Source organism: Nocardioides oceani (genome assembly GCF_030412965.1).
GTDB classification, from domain to species: Bacteria; Actinomycetota; Actinomycetes; order Propionibacteriales; family Nocardioidaceae; genus Nocardioides; species Nocardioides oceani.
The window spans coordinates 674,846-696,149 of record NZ_JAUHJQ010000001.1; the positions used below are offsets into that span (position 1 = coordinate 674,846).

General features: G+C 74.2%; 23 protein-coding genes and 1 tRNA gene. 11 read left to right on the forward strand and 13 right to left on the reverse strand.

Features of this window, described 5'->3' with window-relative positions; genetic code table 11:
* Positions 1-67: 67 nt before the first annotated feature.
* Genes QWY28_RS03230 through sp36 form a run of 4 tightly spaced genes read right to left on the reverse strand, consistent with a single transcriptional unit; the run spans position 68 to position 2,390 of the window.
* Complete coding sequence (locus QWY28_RS03230) at positions 68-871, reverse strand: MBL fold metallo-hydrolase (RefSeq protein ID WP_300950861.1); 804 nt, start codon at positions 869-871, stop codon at positions 68-70.
* A complete protein-coding gene (locus QWY28_RS03235; protein ID WP_300950862.1) occupies positions 868-1,746 on the reverse strand; it encodes an NUDIX hydrolase in 879 nt (292 codons plus the stop codon). The genes QWY28_RS03230 and QWY28_RS03235 overlap by 4 nt, the downstream gene beginning before the upstream one ends.
* The gene (locus QWY28_RS03240; RefSeq protein WP_300950863.1) at positions 1,743-2,228 is read right to left on the reverse strand and encodes a RidA family protein; all 486 of its coding nucleotides are present in this window, start codon (positions 2,226-2,228) and stop codon (positions 1,743-1,745) included. Before QWY28_RS03240 ends, QWY28_RS03235 begins: the two co-directional genes overlap by 4 nt.
* A 3-nt stretch (positions 2,229-2,231) precedes the next feature.
* Entirely contained in the window at positions 2,232-2,390 is a 159-nt protein-coding gene (gene sp36 / locus QWY28_RS03245) for a Sp36 family protein (RefSeq protein WP_091025199.1), read from the reverse strand.
* Positions 2,391-2,472: 82 nt separating this feature from the next.
* Between sp36 and QWY28_RS03250 the strand changes: the two genes are divergently transcribed.
* From QWY28_RS03250 to QWY28_RS03270, 5 genes are all read left to right on the forward strand, one after another.
* A complete protein-coding gene (locus QWY28_RS03250; RefSeq protein WP_300950864.1) occupies positions 2,473-3,678 on the forward strand; it encodes a sensor histidine kinase in 1,206 nt (401 codons plus the stop codon).
* Positions 3,675-4,364, forward strand: coding sequence for a response regulator (locus tag QWY28_RS03255; protein WP_300950865.1), 690 nt, complete (start codon positions 3,675-3,677; stop codon positions 4,362-4,364). The genes QWY28_RS03250 and QWY28_RS03255 overlap by 4 nt, the downstream gene beginning before the upstream one ends.
* Positions 4,365-4,428: 64 nt before the next feature.
* Positions 4,429-5,199: an ABC transporter ATP-binding protein gene (locus tag QWY28_RS03260; RefSeq protein ID WP_300950866.1), complete on the forward strand. Its 771-nt coding sequence runs from the start codon at positions 4,429-4,431 to the stop codon at positions 5,197-5,199.
* The gene (locus tag QWY28_RS03265; RefSeq protein WP_300950867.1) at positions 5,196-7,040 is read left to right on the forward strand and encodes an ABC transporter permease; all 1,845 of its coding nucleotides are present in this window, start codon (positions 5,196-5,198) and stop codon (positions 7,038-7,040) included. The genes QWY28_RS03260 and QWY28_RS03265 overlap by 4 nt, the downstream gene beginning before the upstream one ends.
* Before the next feature lie 46 nt (positions 7,041-7,086).
* A complete protein-coding gene (locus QWY28_RS03270) occupies positions 7,087-7,593 on the forward strand; it encodes an FtsX-like permease family protein (RefSeq protein ID WP_300950868.1) in 507 nt (168 codons plus the stop codon).
* On the opposite strand, the gene QWY28_RS03275 is transcribed toward QWY28_RS03270, so the two are convergent.
* A complete protein-coding gene (locus tag QWY28_RS03275) occupies positions 7,590-8,204 on the reverse strand; it encodes a YdeI/OmpD-associated family protein (RefSeq protein WP_300950870.1) in 615 nt (204 codons plus the stop codon). The two genes, QWY28_RS03270 and QWY28_RS03275, sit on opposite strands and share 4 nt — an antisense overlap.
* Before the next feature lie 3 nt (positions 8,205-8,207).
* Positions 8,208-9,533: an Nramp family divalent metal transporter gene (locus QWY28_RS03280; RefSeq protein ID WP_300950871.1), complete on the reverse strand. Its 1,326-nt coding sequence runs from the start codon at positions 9,531-9,533 to the stop codon at positions 8,208-8,210.
* A gap of 47 nt (positions 9,534-9,580) precedes the next feature.
* Here QWY28_RS03280 and bagA point away from each other — a divergent pair, with 47 nt between their 5' ends.
* Both bagA and bagB read left to right on the forward strand, forming a co-directional pair.
* Positions 9,581-10,585 carry an ATPase BagA gene (gene bagA / locus QWY28_RS03285; RefSeq protein WP_300950872.1) on the forward strand — a complete coding sequence of 335 codons (1,005 nt, stop codon included), beginning with the start codon at positions 9,581-9,583 and terminating at the stop codon, positions 10,583-10,585.
* A gap of 10 nt (positions 10,586-10,595) precedes the next feature.
* Complete coding sequence (gene bagB, locus QWY28_RS03290; RefSeq protein WP_300950873.1) at positions 10,596-11,792, forward strand: ArsA family ATPase; 1,197 nt, start codon at positions 10,596-10,598, stop codon at positions 11,790-11,792.
* A 106-nt stretch (positions 11,793-11,898) separates the two neighbouring features.
* On the opposite strand, the gene QWY28_RS03295 is transcribed toward bagB, so the two are convergent.
* The gene (locus QWY28_RS03295; protein ID WP_300950874.1) at positions 11,899-12,198 is read right to left on the reverse strand and encodes a WhiB family transcriptional regulator; all 300 of its coding nucleotides are present in this window, start codon (positions 12,196-12,198) and stop codon (positions 11,899-11,901) included.
* 194 nt (positions 12,199-12,392) lie between these two features.
* Here QWY28_RS03295 and QWY28_RS03300 point away from each other — a divergent pair, with 194 nt between their 5' ends.
* Positions 12,393-14,519 (forward strand): transglycosylase domain-containing protein, encoded by a 2,127-nt coding sequence (locus tag QWY28_RS03300; RefSeq protein ID WP_300950875.1) that lies wholly within the window; start codon positions 12,393-12,395, stop codon positions 14,517-14,519.
* 15 nt (positions 14,520-14,534) lie between these two features.
* Here the strand turns inward: QWY28_RS03300 and QWY28_RS03305 are convergent, their stop codons facing one another.
* Positions 14,535-14,993 (reverse strand): GatB/YqeY domain-containing protein, encoded by a 459-nt coding sequence (locus QWY28_RS03305; protein ID WP_300950876.1) that lies wholly within the window; start codon positions 14,991-14,993, stop codon positions 14,535-14,537.
* A gap of 25 nt (positions 14,994-15,018) precedes the next feature.
* Here QWY28_RS03305 and QWY28_RS03310 point away from each other — a divergent pair, with 25 nt between their 5' ends.
* The 3 genes from QWY28_RS03310 (at position 15,019) to QWY28_RS03320 (ending at position 17,071) form a co-directional block, all read left to right on the forward strand.
* Positions 15,019-15,972, forward strand: coding sequence for a metallophosphoesterase (locus tag QWY28_RS03310; protein WP_300950877.1), 954 nt, complete (start codon positions 15,019-15,021; stop codon positions 15,970-15,972).
* A 103-nt stretch (positions 15,973-16,075) separates the two neighbouring features.
* Positions 16,076-16,149, forward strand: a tRNA-Pro gene (locus QWY28_RS03315).
* A gap of 85 nt (positions 16,150-16,234) precedes the next feature.
* Entirely contained in the window at positions 16,235-17,071 is an 837-nt protein-coding gene (locus QWY28_RS03320) for a hypothetical protein (RefSeq protein ID WP_300950878.1), read from the forward strand.
* Between the two features lie 69 nt (positions 17,072-17,140).
* On the opposite strand, the gene QWY28_RS03325 is transcribed toward QWY28_RS03320, so the two are convergent.
* The 5 genes from QWY28_RS03325 to QWY28_RS03345 are packed head-to-tail and all read right to left on the reverse strand — an operon-like array spanning position 17,141 to position 21,229.
* On the reverse strand, positions 17,141-18,181 hold the full coding sequence (locus tag QWY28_RS03325; protein ID WP_300950879.1) for an aspartate-semialdehyde dehydrogenase: 1,041 nt from the start codon (positions 18,179-18,181) through the stop codon (positions 17,141-17,143).
* On the reverse strand, positions 18,178-19,452 hold the full coding sequence (locus tag QWY28_RS03330; RefSeq protein WP_300950880.1) for an aspartate kinase: 1,275 nt from the start codon (positions 19,450-19,452) through the stop codon (positions 18,178-18,180). Before QWY28_RS03330 ends, QWY28_RS03325 begins: the two co-directional genes overlap by 4 nt.
* A 39-nt stretch (positions 19,453-19,491) precedes the next feature.
* Positions 19,492-20,250, reverse strand: coding sequence for a DUF5063 domain-containing protein (locus QWY28_RS03335; RefSeq protein ID WP_300950881.1), 759 nt, complete (start codon positions 20,248-20,250; stop codon positions 19,492-19,494).
* Entirely contained in the window at positions 20,243-20,842 is a 600-nt protein-coding gene (gene recR / locus QWY28_RS03340) for a recombination mediator RecR (RefSeq protein WP_300950882.1), read from the reverse strand. The genes QWY28_RS03335 and recR overlap by 8 nt, the downstream gene beginning before the upstream one ends.
* A gap of 12 nt (positions 20,843-20,854) precedes the next feature.
* Positions 20,855-21,229, reverse strand: a complete 375-nt coding sequence (locus tag QWY28_RS03345) for a YbaB/EbfC family nucleoid-associated protein (protein WP_300950883.1) — start codon at positions 21,227-21,229, stop codon at positions 20,855-20,857.
* Between the last annotated feature and the right edge of the window lie 75 nt (positions 21,230-21,304).

Below are 21,304 nucleotides of genomic sequence, written 5' to 3' on the forward strand. Positions count from 1 at the left end.
TCCGGCCGAGCGTCAGGCTGCCAGAGCGGCGCGGGCCGCGCGGGGACTTCGCGGCAAGTCGGGCGGGTCAGTGGCCGAGGTGGCCCAGGTGGGTCAGCTGCGCGCGCACCGACAGCTCGGCCGCGCCCCACAGGACCGGGGCGACGTCGGCGTACACGACCTCGACGACGCGGCGCGGCAGCTCCGCGGCCGGCACGTCCTGCAGCGCCGCGACGGCGGCCTCGACCTGGGCGAGCCGGTCGCGGCGGTGGGCGATGTAGAAGTCGAGCACGCCGAGCGCGTCGTCGATGACCGGACCGTGCCCGGGCCAGATGGTCCGCGCCTCGGCGGCCTCGGCGAGCGCGTGCAGGCGGTCGAGGCTGTCGAGGTAGGCCCCCAGCTGTCCGTCGGGGTGCGCGACGACGGTGGTGCCGCGGCCGAGCACCGTGTCGCCGGTGAGCAGCGCGCCCTCGGCCGGCAGCAGGAACGACAGCGAGTCGGCGGTGTGGCCGGGCGTGGCCACGACGTGCACCTCGAGGCCGTCGACCTCGACGACGTCGCCGTCGCCGAGCCCCTCGGCCCCCAGGCGGTACGCCGGGTCGAGAGCGCGGACGCCGCAGCGGACCCGCTCCGCGAACTCCCGGGCGGCCTCGGAGTGGTCGAGGTGGTGGTGGGTCAGCAGCACCGCGCCGACCTCGCCGGCCGTCTCCGCGACCGCGTCGAGGTGCTCGAGGATCGACGGGCCGGGGTCGACGACGACCGAGCGGCGGGCGCCCGGCTCGCGCAGCACCCAGGTGTTGGTGCCGTCGAGCGTCATCAGGTCCGGGTTCGGCGCGAGCACGCACGAGCCGCGCTCCCCGAAGGCGCCCCCGGTCCAGGACGCGCCGGTCACGGGCGGCGCCGCTCGGCCACCAGCGGCCGCAGCCGGTCGGGCATCGAGAGGGTCCACCCCTCACCCAGCGGCTCGACGGACGGCGTGAACATCTCCACCGTGCGCCCCTCCGCCGCCGCGAGCACCTCGTCGGTCGACGCGTGGGTGCCCACCTCCAGGCACGTGAGGTACGTCGGCGGCAGCATCGCCAGCTCGCCACCGTCCGCCTGGTCGGCCGCGACCCTCGCCGGCAGCCACGTGACCGAGGAGGACTCGGTCGACACGTCGCGGGTGCGCTGGCCCTCGGGCAGGGCGGCGACGAAGAACCAGGTCCGGTAGCGCTTGGGCTCGAAGACCGGCGTCAGCCAGCCGTCCCAGGTGCCGAGCAGGTCGGTGCGGAGCACCAGCCCGCGCCGGTTGAGGAACTCGGTCATCGCCAGCTCCCGGGAGACGAGCGCCTCGCGGTCGGCCTCCCAGTCCTCGCCGGTCGTGTCGGCCACGACGGTCCCGGCGGACTCGCCGGCGAGCAGCACGCCGGACTCCTCGAAGGTCTCGCGGACCGCGGCGCAGACCAGGGCCCGGGCGAGCTCCTCGTCGGTGCCGAGCCGGCGGGCCCAGGCGGCCGGGTCGGGGCCGGCCCAGCCGACCGAGGCGTCGAAGTCGCGCTGGTCGACCCCGCCGCCGGGGAACACGGCCATGCCGCCGGCGAAGTCCATCGAGACCTGCCGGCGCAGCAGGTAGACCTCCGGCCCGAGGGCGGGGTCCGCGCCGTCGCGCAGCACGACCACCGTCGCCGCGTCGCGCGGCTGGGCGGGGGCGCGCGTGCCGTCGTCGTACTCCCGGGCCACGGCGAGCAGGTGCTCGGGCAGCGGCACCGGCGGCAGCGGGATCCTCACGCGCCCGCCCGGACCGCGACGACGACCTCGACCTCGACGGGCGCGTCGAGCGGGAGCACGGGGACGCCGACCGCGGATCGGGCGTGGACACCGGCGTCGCCGAAGACGTTGCCGAACAGCTCCGAGGCGCCGTTGGCGATGCCCGGCTGGCCGGTGAAGTCGGGGGTGGAGGCGATGAACGCGGTCACCTTGACGACGCGCTCGACGTTCGCGAGGTCACCGACCTGCGCCTTGATCGCGGCGATCGCGTTGAGGGCGCACTGCTGGGCGCAGGCGTAGGCCTCCTCGGCGCTCACCTCGCCACCGACCTTGCCGGTGATGAGCAGCTCGCCCTGGCGCATCGGCAGCTGGCCGGAGGTGAAGACGAGGTCGCCGTCGCGGACGGCCGGGACGTACGCCGCCACGGGCGCCGCCACCTCCGGGACCTCCAGCCCCAGCTCGGCGAGTCGCTCCTCAGGGGTCGCCGCCGGCGTCGCCGCCACCGCTCAGCCCTCGACCGGGCGCTTGAAGTAGCCGACGAGGTTCTCGGGGTTCATCCCCGGCGCGACCTGCACCAGCTCCCAGCCGTCGGCCCCGAAGTTGTCGAGGATCTGCTTGGCCGCGTGCGTGAGGATCGGGGCGGTCAGGTACTCCCACTTGGTCATGGGCCGCACCCTACTCGCGGCCACCCGACGTCCTCCCGTGGTCGGACGCGCGGGGGCCGGACGCCGCCCTAGGGTTCGGCGGGTGACCGCCGCGCCGTCCCCCACCCTCCTGCGCCGGCCGCTGCGGCTCGGCCCGCGGGGGCGGTGGTGGTTCGACGTGCTGCTCGTCGCCGGTCTCGCGCTGCCGCTCCTGCCGGCGGGCTGGTCCGTCGGGCTGCTGGCCGTCGGGGTGGCCCTCCTCGAGCTCCTCCCGCTGCTGTGGCGCCGCCGCCACCCGGTCGCGGTGTTCTGGGCGGTCACCGCCGCGCACGCGCTCCAGGTGCTGGTCCAGGACGAGCCCTCGCTCGGGCAGACCGCGTGGCCGGTCGCGGTCTACTCCGTCGCCCGGTACGCCGCCGCCCCGCACGGCTGGGCGGCGCTCGCGGTCAGCGCGGTGGCCGCGCTCACCGCCGCCCTCGACTGGACCGTGGGGTCCCCGGAGCCGCGGGTCACCGTGCTCACCAACGCGTTCCTGCTCGGCGCGGTCGCCGCGACCGCGTGGGCGCTCGGCACGCTCGGCCGCACCCGCCAGGCGTACGTCGACGCGCTGGTCGAGCGCAGCGAGCGGGTCGAGCGGGAGGCGGCCCAGCAGGTGGCGCTCGCCGCGGCCGACGAGCGGGCGCGGATCGCCCGCGAGATGCACGACGTGGTGGCGCACGGGCTGTCGGTGATCGTCGTGCAGGCCGACGGTGCCCGGTACGCCGCCCGCACCGACCCCGACGTCGCGGCCCGCACCCTGGAGACCGTCGCCTCGACCGGGCGCGAGGCGCTGACCGAGATGCGGCGGATGCTCGGGCTGCTGCGCGCCGAGGACGCGACGGGTGACGGCGGCCTGCCTGCGCTGCGCCCGCAGCCGGGCCTCGGCGACCTCGACGCGCTCGTCGCCGAGGCGCGCACCGCCGGCGCCCGGGTCGAGGCGCGGCTGCCCGACCCGGCGGCCGCCGGCGAGGTGCCCGACGGCGTCGGCCTCACGGCGTACCGCGTGGTCCAGGAGGCGCTCACCAACGTCCGCAAGCACGCCGGGCCGGACGTGTCCGTGCGCGTGGACGTGGAGCTCACCGGCGTCGGCCGCGGCCGAGCGGTGGTGCTCCGCGTCGAGGACGACGGGCGCGGCGCCAGCGCCGACGACGACGGCCGGGGGCTGGGGCTGCTCGGCATGCGCGAGCGGGTAGCCGTGCACGGCGGCACGGTCGAGGCGGGCCCACGGCCCGGTGGCGGGTTCGCCGTCTCTGCGAGGATCCCGGCGTGAGCGGACCCGCAGCCGACCGGGTCCGGGTCTTCCTCGTCGACGACCAGCAGATGGTCCGCGGGGGCTTCCGGATGCTCGTCGACAGCCAGCCCGACCTCGAGGTCGTGGGCGAGGCCGGCGACGGCGCAGAGGCGCTCGAGCGGCTGGCCGTCACCCGCGCCGACGTGGTGCTGATGGACGTGCGGATGCCGCGGATGGACGGCGTCGAGGCCACCCGGCGGCTGGCCGCGCAGCCCGACGCGCCGCGCGTGCTGGTGCTGACCACGTTCGACCTCGACGAGTACGCCTTCGCCGCGATCCGCGCCGGCGCGGCGGCGTTCCTGCTCAAGGACGCTGGGCCCGAGGAGCTCCTCGGCGCGATCCGGACGGTCCACGCCGGCGACTCGGTCGTCGCGCCGAGCACGACCCGGCGCCTGCTGGAGCAGTTCGCGGCCGTCCTGCCCGACCCGCGGGGCGCGGCCGAGCAGCCGGCCGACGACCGCCTGGCGGTGCTGACCGAGCGGGAGCGGGAGGTCCTCGCCCTGGTCGGTCGCGGGCTGAGCAACACCGAGATCGCCGCCGAGCTCGTGGTCGCGGAGACGACCGTCAAGACCCACGTCGGCCGGCTGCTGGCCAAGACCGGCTCGCGCGACCGGGTGCAGCTGGTCGTCCTGGCGTACGAGACCGGGCTCGCGCGTACGACCTGAGTCGTACGCCGGGTCCCGCCCGCGGGCTGACGACCCCGGCGCCCCCGACGACGACGCTCGTGCCATGACCACGAGCACCCTCTCCCCGGCCCCGTCCGGCCGCGGCACCCTGGCCGCCAGCGCCCGCGGGCTGACCCGCGTCCACGGCCGCGGCGACGCCGCCGTCCACGCTCTCCGCGGCGTCGACCTCGACCTGCCGGCCGGCCGGTTCACCGCCGTCATGGGCCCCTCGGGCTCCGGCAAGTCGACCCTCATGCACTGCCTGGCCGGGCTCGACGTCCCCACGTCGGGCACCGTCGAGGTGGCCGGCCGCGCCCTGGAGGGGATGGACGACACCGAGCTGACGCTCTTCCGCCGCGACCACGTCGGGTTCGTCTTCCAGGCCTTCAACCTGCTGCCGATGCTCACTGCCGGCCAGAACATCGCGCTCCCCCTCGAGCTGGCCGGCCGGAAGGTCACCGGGGCGGCGAGGGAGCGGCACGACCTCGTGGTCGACGTGCTCGGGCTGCGCGACCGGCTGGGCCACCGTCCCGCGGAGCTCTCCGGCGGCCAGCAGCAGCGCGTCGCGATCGCCCGCGCGCTGGTCGCCGAGCCCGCGATCGTCTTCGCCGACGAGCCCACCGGCAACCTGGACAGCGCCGCCTCCGCGGAGGTGCTGGGCTTCCTGCGCCGCTCGGTGCGCGAGCTCGGCCAGACCGTCGTGATGGTCACCCACGAGCTCGACGCCGCGGCGTACGCCGACGACGTGGTCGTCATCGCCGACGGCGCGATCCGCGCCCACCTCGTCGAGCCGTCGACCGACGAGCTCGTCGCGACCCTGCGGGGCGAGCGATGAGGACCGTGCTGCTGGCCTCGCTGCGCACCCACGCCCGGCGGTACGTCGCCGCCGCGGTCGCGGTCGTCATCGGCGTCTCGTTCGTCGTCGTCACCAGCGCCCTGTCCGCGGCGACGAAGGACGGCCTCGTGGCCGGCGTCGGCCTGCCCTACCGCGGGTCCGACGCCGTCGTCTCCGAGCTCTCCGCGGAGGACGCCGCGCTGGTCGTCCGGCGCGCGGAGGAGGCCGGCGACAGCGCAGCGGTCCTCGGGTACGTCACCCAGCCGGTGACCGCGAGCGGCGCGGTCGTGGGCCAGCGGGTCGCCCTCGCGCCGATCGCCGACGACGAGGCCCTGCGCTGGCAGGAGCTGCGCGAGGGCCGGTGGCCCACGGGAGCCGGCGAGGCCGTCGCCGACCTCAACGACGCCAAGGCCACCGGGCTCGCGGTCGGTGACCGGGTCCGGGTCGGCGCCGGCAGCCGGGCCCTCGACACCGAGGTGGTCGGCCTGGTCGACAGCCCGTCCGCCTCGGCCGGCGCCGCCCTCTACCTCTCCTGGGGCGACCTCGAGCGGTGGTCGTCGACCCTGTGGGTCGACGGCGTGGCCTACGCCGGCGACGGCGCCCGGGAGGCCGCCCGCGGCACCTCCGCGCGGGTCTCGCCGACCGACGAGTTCGTCCAGGAGCGGCAGGCCGAGATCACCCAGGAGGTGGACGTCATCGCGATCGTGCTGCTCGTCTTCGCCGCCATCGCACTGTTCGTCTCGGTCCTCGTCATCGCCAACACCTTCTCGATCCTCTTCGCCCAGCGCCGGCGCGACCTCGCGCTGCTGCGCTGCGTCGGAGCGACCCGCCGCCAGCTGCTGCGCTCGGTCCGGCTCGAGGCCGTGGCGCTCGGGGCCCTCTCGGCCGGTCTCGGCCTGGTGGTCGGCACCCTGCTGGGCCGCGCCCTCGTCGCCATCGCCCGCACGCAGCTGGCCGCCGGCACGATGGGCGAGGCCGCGGTCTCCCCGCGGTGGTACGCCGCCGCGTTCGCCGTCGGTCTGCTCGTCACCGTCGTCGCCGCGTGGCTGCCGACCCGCACCGTCGTCCGGGTCAGCCCGCTGACCGCGCTGCGCCCCGACACCGGCATGGACCTGCGCAGCGGCGCGGGCCGGCTCCGCACCGCGACCGGGCTCCTCGCCGTCGCCGCGGGCGCCGGTCTCCTGGTCGTCGCGATCGCCGGCCACTCGGTCGGCGTCATGGTCGCCGGCGGCACCCTCGCCTTCACCGGCGTCCTGGTGCTCGGCCCCCTCGTCGTGCCGGCACTCGTCCGGCTCGCCGGGGCTCCCCTGCACGGCACCACCGCGCCTCGCGACCGGCAACGCCGTGCGCAACCCCCGGCGTACCGCCGCCACGGCCGCCTCCCTCCTCGTCGGCGTCACGCTGACCACCGCGGTGCTGACCGGCCTGGCCAGCTCCCGCTCGGCCGTCGCGGAGGACATGGACCTCTCCCACCCGGTCGACCTGACCCTCACCTCGCCCGCCGCGCCGCTGGCGGAGACCGTGCTGCCCGACGTCCGCTCGACCCACGGCGTGGTCGAGGCGGTCGCCCTCGAGGGCGTCGTCGCGCGGGTCGAGGGCATCGGCCGGGTGCCGCTGCTCGACGTCGGCCCGGCCGCCGCGGTCATCCGCGACGCCACCGTCACCCAGCCCCCGGCCGGCGTCGTCACGCTCCCCCACGACCTGCTGCCCGGCGGCGACGTCCCCCGCCGGGTCGACGTCACCGTCGACGGGCACACCGAGCGGCTCCGGGTCAGCACCGGCGACGGCTGGGGCGAGGCCGGCCTCGTCGACACCGCGACGCTCGCCTCCCTCGGCGGTGACCCGTTGCCGCGGGCGGTCTGGGCACGCGCCGACGACGGGGTCGACGTGGAGGACCTCACCGGCGACCTCGGCGCGGTGGCGGTCACCGCCGACGCCGACCTGCACGACGGCCTCGCCGAGCGGGCATGGGTGGAGCTGCAGCTCGACATCCTGACGGGCGCCGTGGTGGCGCTCCTGGGGATCGCGGTCGCCATCGCGCTGATCGGGATCGGGAACACCCTCGGGCTCTCGGTGCTGGAGCGGGCCCGGGAGAACGCCCTGCTCCGCGCGCTCGGCCTCACCCGGCGCCAGCTGCGCCGGATGCTCGCCGCCGAGGCGGTGCTGCTCTCGGTCGTCGCGACCGTGCTCGGCACCGTCATCGGGGTGGTCTTCGCCTGGGTCGCGGTGCGGACGATGGTCGACGTCGCGGTCGACGACGCGGCGGTCGTGCTCCCGTGGGGCCAGCTGGCGGTGGTCGTGCTGGTCGCCGCCGCGGCCGGGCTGCTCGCGGGCGTGCTCCCCTCACGCCGGGCCGCGAGGGTCGCCCCCGCGGCCGGGCTCGCCCTGGACTAGGACGAGCCGGTCACCGGCCTGGCCCGCTGCGGGTGGATCGTCTCGTGGCGGGCCAGCATGGCGACGTACTCCGCGATCTTGCGCTCCCGCGTCTCGGCCCGCTTGACCGCCCCGAGACGGTGCGCCAGCGCGAAGCGGTTGGCGGAGGTCAGCACGTCGAACATCGCCTGGGCCCGCGGGTCCGCGGCGACGGCCGCCAGCAGGTCCGGGGGCACCTCAGCCGTGGACGGCGGTGCGTACGCCGCCTCCCACCGCCCGTCGGCCCGGGCCGCCTCCACGGCGGCCCGGCCGGCGGGGGCCATGCGTCCCTCCGCCTCGAGCCGGGCGACCAAGCCGACGTTGACCTGCGACCAGCGGCTACGGGCCGTGCGCCGCGTCATCCGCTGCAGCGACGTGCCGGCGTCCCGGCTGCGCGCCTGCCCGTCGATCCAGCCGAAGCACAGCGCCTCGTCGAGCGCGTCGGCCCGGGTCAACGTGGTGGCGTCGCCGCCCTTCTTGGTCAGCGCCAGCCACACGCCGGGCGAGTCGTCGTGGTGCCGCTCGAGCCAGGCGCGCCACGCGGCGGCATCGGGGACGACCAGCTCCTCGAGCTCCGGCTTCGGGGTGGTCACGGGTCAACCCTCCAGGAACGGGACGTACGGCGCGAGCACCTCGCGCAGCTCGTTGGCGCCGAGCAGCAGGAAGAGCACCGCGCACACGACCAGGCCGGTGTTGGACAGCCAGCCGTTGCGCCACTCCTGCGGCACGTCGGAGTGAGGCAGGGCGCCCGGCCGGCGCTTGTTGAGCAGCACCAGCAGGGTGATCGCCAGGAACGGCATGAAGAGCGCCCCGAGCACCCCGTAGGCGAGGATCAGGCCGACCGGCTCGTCGAGCAGCAGCAGCAGCATCGGCGGGAAGGTCAGCCACAGGAGGTAGCCCTTGAACAGGCGGCCGCCGGTGCGGGTGTCGGGGTGGCCCGAGGGCAGGTCACGCAGGTTGCCGACGAAGTCGGCGAACATCAGGCTGACGCCGCTCCACACGCCGATGAGCGAGGAGAACGACGAGGCCCAGAACCCGACGAGGAAGACCTTCCCGAACACCTCGCCGTACCGGTCGGTCAGCACGTCGGAGAGCTGCACGAGCGCCTGGTCGCCGGTCTCCATCGCGATGCCGGCGGAGTAGAGCAGCTCCGCACCGACCACCAGCATCGAGACCACGAAGACGCCGGTGACGGCGTAGGCCACCGCGTTGTCGATCCGCATCACGCGCATGAAGCGCGGCGTGTGCCAGCCCTTCTCACGCAGCCAGTAGCCGTACGCCGCCAGCGTGATCGTCCCGCCGACGCCGCCCGCGATGCCCAGCACGTTGACGAGCGAGTCGTCGGGGAGGACCGGACGCAGCCCGAGCAGCACCTCGCCGAGGTTGGGGAGGGTCAGCACGGCCGCGCCGACGACGGTCACGAACATGACGCCGACCAGCGCGGCGGTGATCTTCTCGAACGCCGCGTAACTGCCGAACCACACCAGGGCCAGACCGGCGAGCCCGAAGGCGATCGCCGTCCACCGCAGCGGCAGGTCGGGGAAGAGCGCCACGACCGGCAGCGCCGAGGACGACATCGCCGTGGCGCCGTAGACCAGGCCCCAGACCAGGATGTACGGCGCGAAGTACCACGTCGTCCAGCGGCCCAGGCTCCGCCAGCCCTCGAAGATCGTCCGCTGCGTGGCCAGCGAGTAGCGACCGGCGCCCTCGACCAGCACCACCTTGATGACGGCCCCGAGCACGGCCACCCACAGCAGCGTGTAGCCGAACTTCGCGCCGGCCACCAGCGTCGCCACCAGGTCCGCCGCGCCGACGCCGGTGGCGGCGACCACCAGCCCCGGACCGACGACCCTCCAGCGCGGCGCTCCGCCCGGTGCCGCGGGCTCGGCGGGACCGTCGGTGGGCGCGTCGGCGGAGGTCATCGCCGCATCATCACCCGCGCTGGCGGGTGCTGGCTACGCTCGCCCCCATGACCGACTGGCCGGGCGTCCAGCTGCACGTGGTGACGGGGAAGGGCGGCACCGGGAAGTCGACGGTGGCGGCCGCCCTCGCGCTCGCGCTCGCCTCCTCCGGGCGCACCGTGCTGCTGTGCGAGGTGGAGGGCCGCCAGGGCATCGCCCGGATGTTCGACGTCGACCCGCTGCCGTACGCCGAGCGCCGGATCGCCACCGGGCTGCCCGTCCCCGGGGAGCCCGGCCCGCCGGGCGTCGTGCACGCGCTGCACATCGATCCCGAGGCGGCGCTGCTGGAGTACCTCGCGATGTACTACAAGCTCGGCCGCGCCGGCCGCGCGCTCGACAAGTTCGGCGTCATCGAGTTCGCGACGACGATCGCGCCCGGCGTCCGCGACGTCCTGCTGACCGGCAAGGTCTTCGAGGCCGTGCAGCGCAACAGCCGCAACAAGGGCGCGACGCAGTACGACGCGGTGGTGCTCGACGCCCCGCCGACCGGCCGGATCGTGCAGTTCCTCAACGTCAGCGACGAGCTGGCGGGGCTCGCGAAGGTCGGCCCGATCAAGAACCAGTCCGACACGATGATGACCCTCTTCCGCTCCCCGCGGACCGCGGTGCACCTGGTCACCGTGCTGGAGGAGATGCCGGTCCAGGAGACCGCGGACGGGATCGCCGAGCTCGAGGCGGCACGGCTGCCGGTGGGCGGCGTGGTGGTCAACCTGGTCCGCCCGCGCGACCTGGACGCCGAGGACCTCGTGGCCGCGCGCGCCGGCACGCTGGACGCCGCCCGGGTGGCCGAGGAGCTCGCGCACGCCGGGCTGGCCACCGACGACGACCTGGTGACCGGTCTGCTGGCCGAGGCGCACGACCACGCCGAGCGCCGGGGGCTCGAGGACAGCCAGCGCGAGGTGGTCGCGGCGCTGGACCGCCCGACGTACGAGCTGCCGCGCCTGCCCGGCGGGGTGGACCTCGGCGGGCTCTACGAGCTGGCCGGCGAGCTGCGGGCGCAGGGCCTGGCATGAGGGAGGACCGATGAGCGGGAACCGGACACGGGTGGGGCCGCTGAGCGGCCGGCGGGCGACCGGCCCCCTGGACGTCGACGCGCTGCTCGACGACCGCGGCACGGGGATCATCGTGTGCTGCGGCTCCGGGGGCGTCGGCAAGACCACCACGTCGGCCGCGCTCGCCCTGCGGGCCGCCGAGCGGGGCCGCAAGGTCGTCGTGCTCACCATCGACCCGGCCCGGCGCCTGGCGCAGTCGATGGGCATCGCGATGCTCGACAACACCCCGCGGCCGGTCGTCGGCGTCGACGGGGCCGCCGGCGGGCGGCTCGACGCGATGATGCTCGACATGAAGCGGACCTTCGACGAGGTCGTGCTGAGCCAGGCGACGCCGGAGAAGGCCGAGCAGATCCTCGCCAACCCCTTCTACGTCGCGCTGTCCAGCTCGTTCGCGGGCACGCAGGAGTACATGGCGATGGAGAAGCTGGGCCAGATCCACGGCGACGCCCAACGGACCGGCACCTACGACCTGATCGTCGTCGACACCCCGCCGTCCCGCTCGGCGCTGGACTTCCTCGACGCGCCCGAGCGGCTCTCGAGCTTCCTCGACGGCCGGTTCATCCGGCTGATGCTCGCCCCGGCCCGCGGCCCGGCCAAGCTGATGACCGCCGGGTTCGGGCTGATCACCAACGCGCTGACGAAGATCCTCGGCGGGCAGGTGCTGCGCGACCTGCAGACGTTCGTCGCGGCGCTCGACACCGTCTTCGGGGGGTTCCGTGCGCGGGCGCAGAAGACCTACGCGCTGCTGCAGGCCGAGGAGACGGCGTTCCTCGTCGTCGCGGCGCCCGAGCCGGACGCGCTGCGCGAGGCGGCGTACTTCGTCGAGCGGCTCGGCGAGGACCGCATGCCCCTCGCCGGCCTGGTGGTCAACCGCGCCAGCCCGGCACCGCGCGGCGAGCTGTCCGGCGACGAGGCCATGGCCGCCGCCGCCCGGCTGCGCGGGGAGGACCCGGCGTCGCTGACCGCCGGCCTGCTGCGGCTGCACGCCGACCGCACGCGGATGGTCGAGCGCGAGGCGACGCTGCGCGAGCGCTTCGCCGCCGCCCACCCCGACGTGCCGACCGCGGTCGTCCCCGCCCTCGCGGGCGACGTGCACGACCTCGACGGGCTGCGCCGGGTGGGCGAGCTGCTGGCCGGCGGGCTGCAGGAGTCCCCGGTTCACCGGTGACCGCTGCACTTCTCAGGGGAGATCTGCCCCGATGAGTGCGGGACTCCCCTGGTAAGTCGACCCCGATCGCCGTCGGCGACCCGTCCGCGACCCGCCGAGCGGTCGGTCAGACGGAGGCGGGCCGGTTCGCCGGCGCGGTGGCCGACTGCTCGCGCGCCGACTCCAGGACCGTGCGCCAGGAGGCGTTCGGGCGGCGACGCAGCAGCGCACGACGCTCCCGCTCGGTCATGCCGCCCCAGACCCCCCACTCGATCTGGTTGTCGAGCGCCTCCGCGAGGCACTCGGTGCGCACCGGGCACCCGGCGCACAGCTGCTTGGCCTTGTTCTGCTCGGCTCCACGCACGAACAGCTGGTCCGGCTGCGCCGACTTGCAGGCAGCGCGCGGCGTCCAGTCCTCAACCCACATGATGTCCCCACATCTGCTCCGAGATAGGTGCGCGTCCCCATGACGCCTACCCGGGAAGTCCCCTCGGCCTCCAAGGTAAAGGCGGCTCGCGGAACCGGTACAGACACGTTCAGCCCAAGTGGCATAGCCCGAAATGACTAGTGCCCCGGTGTCAGGCGGCACTGGGGCTTCGCGCGCTCGCGTAGCCTGGAGGCATGACCGCGCAGCGCCCCGAGCACCTCACCCCTGCCCGGGTGGCCTCCCACCTCGGCGTCATGCTCGCCGTCGCGGCCGTCCTGGGGGTCGTCGTCGCCGGGCTCGCGATCCCGTTCGCCGGCGTCGTCGGCATCGGCGCGAAGAACGTCGCCGAGACCATGGACCAGCTGCCGGCGGAGCTCGAGACCGAGGCGCTCGCCCAGCGCACCCAGGTGCTCGACGAGGACGGCGAGACCATCGCCACCCTCTACGACCAGAACCGGGTCAACGTCCAGCTCTCCGACGTCTCCCGGGTGATGGTCAAGGCGATCGTCGCGATCGAGGACTACCGCTTCTACCAGCACGGCGCCCTGGACCTGAAGGGCACGCTGCGCGCCTTCATCACCAACCAGGCCAGCTCCGGCGTGGTCCAGGGTGGCTCCTCGATCACCCAGCAGCTGGTCAAGCTCACCCTCGTCGACCAGGCCGAGAACAAGAAGGAGCAGCGCGAGGCGACCGACGACAGCTACGCGCGCAAGCTCCGCGAGCTGCGGTACGCCGTCGCGCTGGAGCAGCGCCACAGCAAGGACTGGATCCTCGAGCGCTACCTCAACACCGCCTACTTCGGCGACGGCGCCTGGGGCATCCAGTCCGCCGCCCGCCACTACTTCGGCGTCAACGCCAGTGAGCTCAAGCTGCCGCAGGCGGCGCTGCTGGCCGGGCTGGTCAAGAACCCCTACGGCTACGACCCCACCAAGTTCGCCGACCGCGCCGTCGCGCGGCGCAACGTCGTCCTCGACCGGATGACCGAGCTGGGGATCGTCAAGGGCAAGCGCGTCGAGCGCATCAAGAAGCGTGACCTCGGCCTCGACGTGCAGACCACGCCGAACGGCTGCGTCAACGCCCGGGCCCCGTTCTTCTGCGACTACCTGCTCAACTACCTGCTCAAGGACCGCTCGCTCGGCCGCACCGCCGCCGAGCGCCGCGACCTGATCTTCTCCGGCGGCCTCACCATCCGCACGACGATCGACCTGCAGGCCCAGGCGTCGGCCGACGAGGCGGTCACCAGCGCCGTCTACCCCGAGTCCGAGGCGATCGGCGGCCTCGCGATGGTCGAGCCCGGCACCGGCAAGGTGCGCGCGATCGCCCAGTCCCGCCCGATGGGCCGGGACCGGTCCGCGGGGCAGACCTACCTCAACTACGTCGTCAACCAGAAGTACGGCGACTCCGCCGGCTTCCAGCCCGGCTCGACGTTCAAGGTCTTCGTGCTCGCGGCGGCCATCGAGCAGGGGGTCCCGACCACGCAGAGCTTCGACGCGCAGCCGGAGATGGTGATCCCGGAGTACGAGTTCGAGGACTGCGACGGCGAGCCCTACGGCTACGGCACCTGGCCGGTCGGCAACTCGACCTCCTCGGGCTACATGGACATGTACCGCGGGACCCGCGAGTCGGTGAACACCTACTTCGCCCAGCTCGAGCAGCTCACCGGCATCTGCGAGCCCTACGAGCTCGCGAAGGCCATGGGCGTCGACCTCACCAACCCCGAGGGCGAGGGCCCGGGCCTGCCCGAGCGGGTGCCGTCGTTCGTCCTCGGCATCCCCGACGCCAGCCCGCTGGAGATGGCCGAGGCCTACGCCACCTTCGGCGCCCGCGGCCTCCACTGCGACGCCCACCCGGTCGTGGCCATCGAGGACTCCCGCGGAACCGTGCTCAAGGAGTACGAGCCGGAGTGCGAGCAGGTCATGCAGGAGACGACCGCCGACGCCGTCAACGACATCCTGCGCGGCGTGATCGAGGGCGGCTTCGCCTCCGCGCAGGCGCTGGGCCGCGACGCCGCCGGCAAGACCGGCACCACGCAGAACGGCCAGGCCGTGTGGTTCGTCGGCTACACGCCGAACATGGCGGCCGCCGCCATGATCGCCGGCGCGAACGAGTCCGGGACCCCGAAGAGCCTCGAGGGCGTCAGCCTCGGCCCGACCACGATCTACAACGCGTCCGGCTCCTACTACGCGGCGCCGATGTGGGGCTCGGCCATGCGCGGCATCCTCGACGAGCTGCCGGCGGAGTCCTTCACGCCGCCGTCGTCGGTGACCAGCTACTCCAGCGGCACCGACGACTTCGACGACGACGACTTCGACGACGAGTGACCCCGACGTACGCCGTCAGCCGAGCTGGCGGCGTACCTCCGCGGCCACCGCTGCGCCGTCCGCGCGACCCTTGACCTGCGGCTGCACGGCGCCCATCACCTTGCCCATCGCCTTCATGCCCTCGCCGGCCGCGCCGGTGCGCTCGACGGCCTCGGTGACGATGCGGGAGATCTCCTCGACCGAGAGCTGCTCGGGCAGGTAGTCGGCCAGCACGGCCGCCTCGGCGCGCTCCTTGGCGGCCATCTCGCTGCGTCCGCCGTCGTCGAAGGCGATCGCGGCCTCGCGACGCTTCTTCGCCTCGCCGGAGAGGACGTCGACGACCTCCTCGTCGCTCAGCTCGCGCTGCACCTTGCCGGCCACCTCAGCGTTGGTCACCGCCGTCAGGGCCATCCGCAGGGTCGAGGAGCGCACCTCGTCGCGGGCCTTCATCGCGGTGGTGAGGTCGGTGCGCAGTCGGTCCTTGAGCTGGCTCATGGGGCCATTGTGGCAGCCTTGCCGGATGCGCCCGCTCCCCGTCGCCGCCCGCTCGCTGGCCGCCGTCGCCGCGACCGGGGCGGCCCTCGGGCTCGGCCTGGCGACGTACGCCGCGTGCGAGGCCCGGGCCTACACGCTGCGGCGCGTGGAGGTCCCCCTGCTGCCCCCGGGCCACCGCCCGCTGCGCGTGCTGCACCTCAGCGACCTGCACGTGACCCCCGGGCAGCGCCGCAAGCTCGACTGGATCGCCGGGCTCGGCGACCTGCGCCCCGACCTGGTCGTCGACACCGGCGACAACCTGGCCCACCGCGACAGCGTCGGACCGCTGCGCGAGGCGCTCGGGCCCCTGCTGGACGTGCCGGGGGTCTTCGTCCTCGGCTCGAACGACTACTTCGAGCCGACGATGCGCAACCCGGTCCGCTACCTGCTCCCCGACGACGGGCGCCGGCACACCGACACCCCGCAGCTGCCGTGGCGCGACCTCGTCGACGGGTTCACCGACGCCGGGTGGCTCGACCTCACCAACCGCACCGGCGCGCTGACCGTCGGCGACACCACGCTCGGGTTCGCCGGCGTCGACGACCCGCACCTCGGCTACGACCGGCTCGGCGACGTCACCGGCGTCGCCGGCGCCGACCGGCACGCCGACGTCCGCCTCGGCGTCGCCCACGCGCCGTACCTCCGGGTGCTCGACGCCTTCGCCGCCGACGACTGCGACGCCGTCATCGCCGGGCACACCCACGGCGGGCAGGTCTGCCTCCCCGGCGGCCGCGCCCTCACCACCAACTGCGACCTCGAGCCGGCCCGCGCCCGCGGCCTGCACCGCCACCCCGCCGACTCCGGCCCCGGCGATCCCGGCTCCGCCTGGCTGCACGTCAGCGCCGGCCTCGGCACCAGCCCCTACGTCCGCCTCCGCGTCGCCTGCCGACCGGAGGCCACGTTGCTCACGCTGGTGCCGCAGGAGTCCTCGCAGCGCTGACGCGGCGATGGCGTGGCCGCCACCACCGGCCCGATTGGGGCGGGCCGCAGGTGCTCCGGTATGCTCCGGTGCTCGTGAGCCCGGTGATCCCGGGCTCGCGGATCGGGCTGTGGCGCAGCTTGGTAGCGCGCCTCGTTCGGGACGAGGAGGCCGCAGGTTCAAATCCTGTCAGCCCGACAGCAGAGGGCCCGGAACCCAGGAACACCTGGGATCCGGGTCCTTCGCCGTTCCCCGGCTCCCGCGCCGTGCCAGACTGGCGACCATGAGTGGGAACGACCGCGACCAGGACGCCCCCAGCCTCGAGCCGCCCACGCTGTTCGGCCGGAAGCGTCGCAAGAAGGACGCCGCACCGGCGCCGGTCCGAAGCGACGAGGCGACCCGCGTCGACACCCCGGCGCTGCCGGTGGACGAGACGCCGACGACGGTCGTCCCGCCCGTCGCCGAGCCGGCCCCGACTCCCCCGCCGGCCCCGGCCTCCGAGCCGACCCGGGCCCCTGAGCCGGCGCCCGAGCCGGTCCGCGAGCCCGCTCCTGCGACCGAGGTCGTCCCCGTGCCGCCGCCCACGCCCGCCCGCCAGGCCCCGCCGCGGCCGGAGCGGACGCCGGAGCCCGCGGCGCTGCCCTTCTTCGCCGACGAGGCGCCGGTCATGGTCGAGCACGACGCGCCCGCGGAGCCGACCCGGCTCTCGGAGCAGGCCGAGCCGGCCGAGCCCCGCGAGCCCTTCGTCACCGGCATGCCCGCCGCGTGCCTCACGGGCCTCGTCGTCGGCCTGGCGACCGTCGCCCTGACCTGGCTGGGCCTGCGCGGCTGCGAGGCCGCCAAGGGCACCAGCTCGTGCGGCGACCCCGGCTTCTTCCTGCTGCTCGCCATCCTGGTCGCGATGGTGCTGCTCGGTTCGGCCCTGCTGCGGTTCTTCCGGGTCTCCGACCCCGGGTCCACCAGCTTCCTCGCCGTCGGCCTGCTGACGGTGCTGGTGCTGCTCTTCCTCATCGAGGCGCTGTTCAGCTGGACGATGCTCATCGTGATCCCGGTCCTCGCGATCGGCTGCTTCGCCCTCTCGCACTGGGTGACGACGACCTTCGTCGACACCGCTGACTGAGCGGCGCGTCCCCCGACGACGAACGCCCCCGGCCATCGGCCGGGGGCGTTCGTGCGAGCAGGGCGGACGTCAGCGGGCGGCGACGACCAGCTCGGCGATCTGCACGGTGTTGAGGGCCGCACCCTTGCGCAGGTTGTCGTTGGAGATGAACAGCGCCAGGCCGCGGTCGCCGTCGACGCCCGGGTCCTGCCGCAGGCGCCCGACGTACGACGGGTCCTTGCCGGCCGCCTGGAGCGGCGTCGGGATGTCGGTGAGCTCCACGCCCGGCGCGCCGCGGAGGAGCTCCTGGGCCCGCTCGACGCTCAGCGCCCGCTCGAACTCGACGTTGAGCGCCAGCGAGTGCCCGGTGAAGACGGGGACCCGCACGCAGATGCCCGAGACCCGCAGGTCGGGGATGCCGAGGATCTTGCGGGACTCGTTGCGGAGCTTCTGCTCCTCGTCGGTCTCGTGCGAGCCGTCGTCGACGAGCGACCCGGCCAGCGGCACCACGTTGTGGGCGATGGTGCGGGCGTACTTCTGCGGCTCGGGGAAGACGACCGCCTCGCCGTCGTAGGCCAGCTCGCGCGCCTTCTCGCCGCCGGCGAGCACCTGGGTGGCCAGCTCCTCCACGCCGGCGACGCCGGAGCCGGAGACGGCCTGGTACGTCGACGCGATCATCCGGACCAGCCCGGCCTCGTCGTGCAGCGGCTTGAGGACCGGCATCGCGGCCATCGTGGTGCAGTTCGGGTTGGCGATGATCCCCCGGCCGGCGTCGAGCACCGGCTGCATCGCCCGGGGGTTGACCTCGGAGACGACCAGCGGGATGTCGGGGTCCTTGCGGAACGCCGAGGAGTTGTCGACGACGATCACGCCGGCGTCGGCGAACCTCGGCGCGAGCGCGCGCGACGTGGTCGCACCCGCCGAGAACAGCGCGATGTCCAGACCCGCGGGGTCGGCGGTGGAGGCGTCCTCGACGGTCACCTCGCCCCCGGCGAAGGGCAGCACCGTGCCCGCCGAGCGCGCCGAGGCGAAGAAGCGCACCTCGTCGGCGGGGAAGCCCCGCTCCTCGAGGATCTGCCGCATGGCGACGCCGACCTGGCCGGTGGCGCCGACGATCCCGATCGCGGTCATCGGCCGGTACCGCCGTACACGACGGCCTCGACCTCGTCGGCGTCCAGGTCGAACGCCGTGTGCGTCGCGCGCACCGCGTCGTCGACCTGCGCCTCGTCGACGATCACCGAGATCCGGATCTCGGAGGTGGAGATCATCTCGATGTTCACCCCGGCCGAGGCGAGCGCGGCGAAGAACTTCGCGGTGATGCCCGGGTGCGAGCGCATGCCGGCACCGATCAGCGAGACCTTGCCGATCTGGTCGTCGTAGAGCAGCTTGTCGTAGCCGACCTCGTCCTGGATCCGCGCCAGCGCGCCCATCGCGGCCTGCCCGTCGCTGCGCGGGAGCGTGAAGGAGATGTCGGTGAGGCCGGTCGCCGCGGCCGAGACGTTCTGCACGACCATGTCGATGTTGACCTCGGTGTTCGACAGCGTCTCGAAGATCCGCGCCGCCTCGCCCACCTTGTCGGGCACGCCGACCACGGTGATCTTGGCCTCGCTGCGGTCGTGCGCGACGCCGGAGATGATCGCCTGCTCCATGGGCTCTTCTCCCTCTCGGGGCTCGGGGATGATCCAGGTCCCCTCCTTCTGGGAGAAGGAGGACCGGACGTGGACCGGCATGTTGTAGCGGCGGGCGTACTCGACGCACCGCAGGTGGAGGATCTTCGCGCCGGACGCGGCCATCTCGAGCATCTCCTCGGTGGAGACGCGGTCGAGCTTGCGCGCGGCGGGGACGATCCGGGGGTCGGCGGTGAAGACGCCGTCGACGTCGCTGTAGATCTCGCAGACCTCGGCACCGAGCGCGGCCGCGAGGGCGACGGCGGTGGTGTCCGAGGCGCCGCGGCCCAGCGTGGTGATGTCCTTGGTGTCCTGGGAGACGCCCTGGAAGCCGGCCACGATCGCGATCGCGCCGTCGGCGATGGCCGCCTCGATCCGGCCCGGCGTGATGTCGATGATCTTCGCCTTGCCGTGCGCGGAGTCGGTGATGACCCCGGCCTGCGAGCCGGTGAACGACCGCGCCTTGTGGCCCAGCTGCGCGATCGCCATCGCGACCAGGGCCATCGAGATCCGCTCGCCGGCGGTCAGCAGCATGTCCAGCTCGCGCGGCGGCGGGAGCGGGGAGACCTGCTCGGCGAGGTCACGCAGCTCGTCGGTCGTGTCCCCCATCGCCGACACGACGACGACCACGTCGTGGCCGGCCTTGCGGGTGTTGACGATGCGCTGGGCGACCCGCTTGATGCCGGCGGCGTCGGCGACCGACGATCCGCCGTACTTCTGCACGACAATGCCCACAGGGAAGTCCTCGGGTTGGGGGAAAGGCCGCGCCCGAGTCTACCGAGCGGCCGCGGATCCCCCGCCGAGTATCTCATCGGCCGCCGCGACGGCGTCGTCCTCACCGGGGACCTCCCGGTCCAGGCGGTCGTGGGAGACCACCGACAGCAGCGCGTTCAGCGCGGCACCCGCGAGGTTGCCCCACGAGGAGACGTAGGAGAACTGCCACCACCACAGCGCCTCCTCGCTGTTGCCCTGCCGGAAGTGGCGCAGGCCGGTCTCGAGGTCGGCGGCGATGCTGGTGAGGTCGTCGGAGAGCTGGCTCTCGACCACCTCCGGCGCGTACGGGTCGAAGACCAGGCTGTAGGTGTCGACCGGCTCGAGGATCGCCGCGAGCCGCATCCGCATCGGGTCGAGGTCGGTCTCGGGCCCGACGTCGGGCTGGTACTCGGCACGCAGGGTGAAGTCGCGCTGCGCCCCGAGCCGCGCCCCGGCGAGCAGGACCTGGCTGATCTCCAGCAGCAGCAGGCTGATCGCGCGGCCGCCGCCGTCGGCGTCCCGCGAGATCTCCCGCAGCGCGAGCAGGAAGCTCGCCGCGGAGTCGGCGATCTGCTGGGCGAGGTCCTGGGTGGCGGCGTCCACCCGCGCGACCGCGTCGGCCGCGCCCGGCAGCGGGCGGGCCAGCTCGGCGAGCGCCTTGTCGACGTCGATCGGGTGCTCGTCCATGGGCGGCAGGGCGCCGGCCAGGACCGCCTGCTCCAGCAGCGTGGTGGGGTCGACCTCGGCCGTCGACGGCCGGGTCGGGTGCTGGTCAGTCATCTGCGCTCCGCCTTCCTGCGAATGCCCGGCCGAGGGTGACCTCGTCGGCGTACTCAAGGTCCCCACCGACCGGCAATCCACTCGCCAGCCTCGTGACGCGCAGGCCGATCGGCTTGAGCATCCGGGTGAGGTACGTCGCGGTCGCCTCGCCCTCGAGGTTCGGGTCGGTCGCGAGGATCGTCTCGGTGATCGTGCCGTCGGCGAGCCGCTGCATCAGCTCGCGGATCCGCAGCTGGTCCGGGCCGATCCCGTCGATCGGCGAGATCGCCCCGCCGAGCACGTGGTAGCGGCCGCGGAACTCACGCGTCCGCTCGATCGCCACGACGTCCTTGTACTCCTCGACGACGCACAGCACCGTCGGGTCGCGCCGTGGGTCGCGGCAGATGCGGCACTGGTCGTCCTCGGAGACGTTGAAGCAGATCGAGCAGAACTTCACCTTCGCCTTGACCTCGATGAGCACGTCCGCGAGGCGGCGGACGTCGACCGGGTCGGCCTGCAGCAGGTGGAACGCGATCCGCTGGGCGCTCTTGGGACCGACGCCCGGCAGGCGGCCGAGCTCGTCGATGAGGTCTTGGACGACACCTTCGTACAAGTGCTGAGCCCCTCAGAACCCGAGCTTGCCCAGGGGTCCGCCGTCGGCGTCCCCACCACCGGCCAGCGGGCCGAGGGCCTCGCCGGCGATGGCGTCGGCCTGCGCCTTGGCGTCGCGGTACGCCGCCACGACCAGGTCGCCGAGGTCCGCCAGGCTGTCGGCGTCGCCGCCGTCGACCGTCCCCGGCGTCACCACGACCCCGACGAGGTCGCCGACCCCGTTGACCTCGACCGTCACCGCGCCGCCGGCGACCGAGCCCTGCACGGTCGTCTCGGCGAGGCGCTGCTGCGCCGCCTGGAGCTGCTCCTGCATCTGCTGGGCCTGCTGGAGCAGGGCGTTCATGTCGAGACCGCCGCCACCGAGGGCGTCGAAGGGGTTCTGGCTCATGCGGGGATCCTCTGCTGTGTCTGCTGCGGTGGGTGGTGCCGGGGGACGGTGCGCGGGCGGTGTCGAGGGACGGTG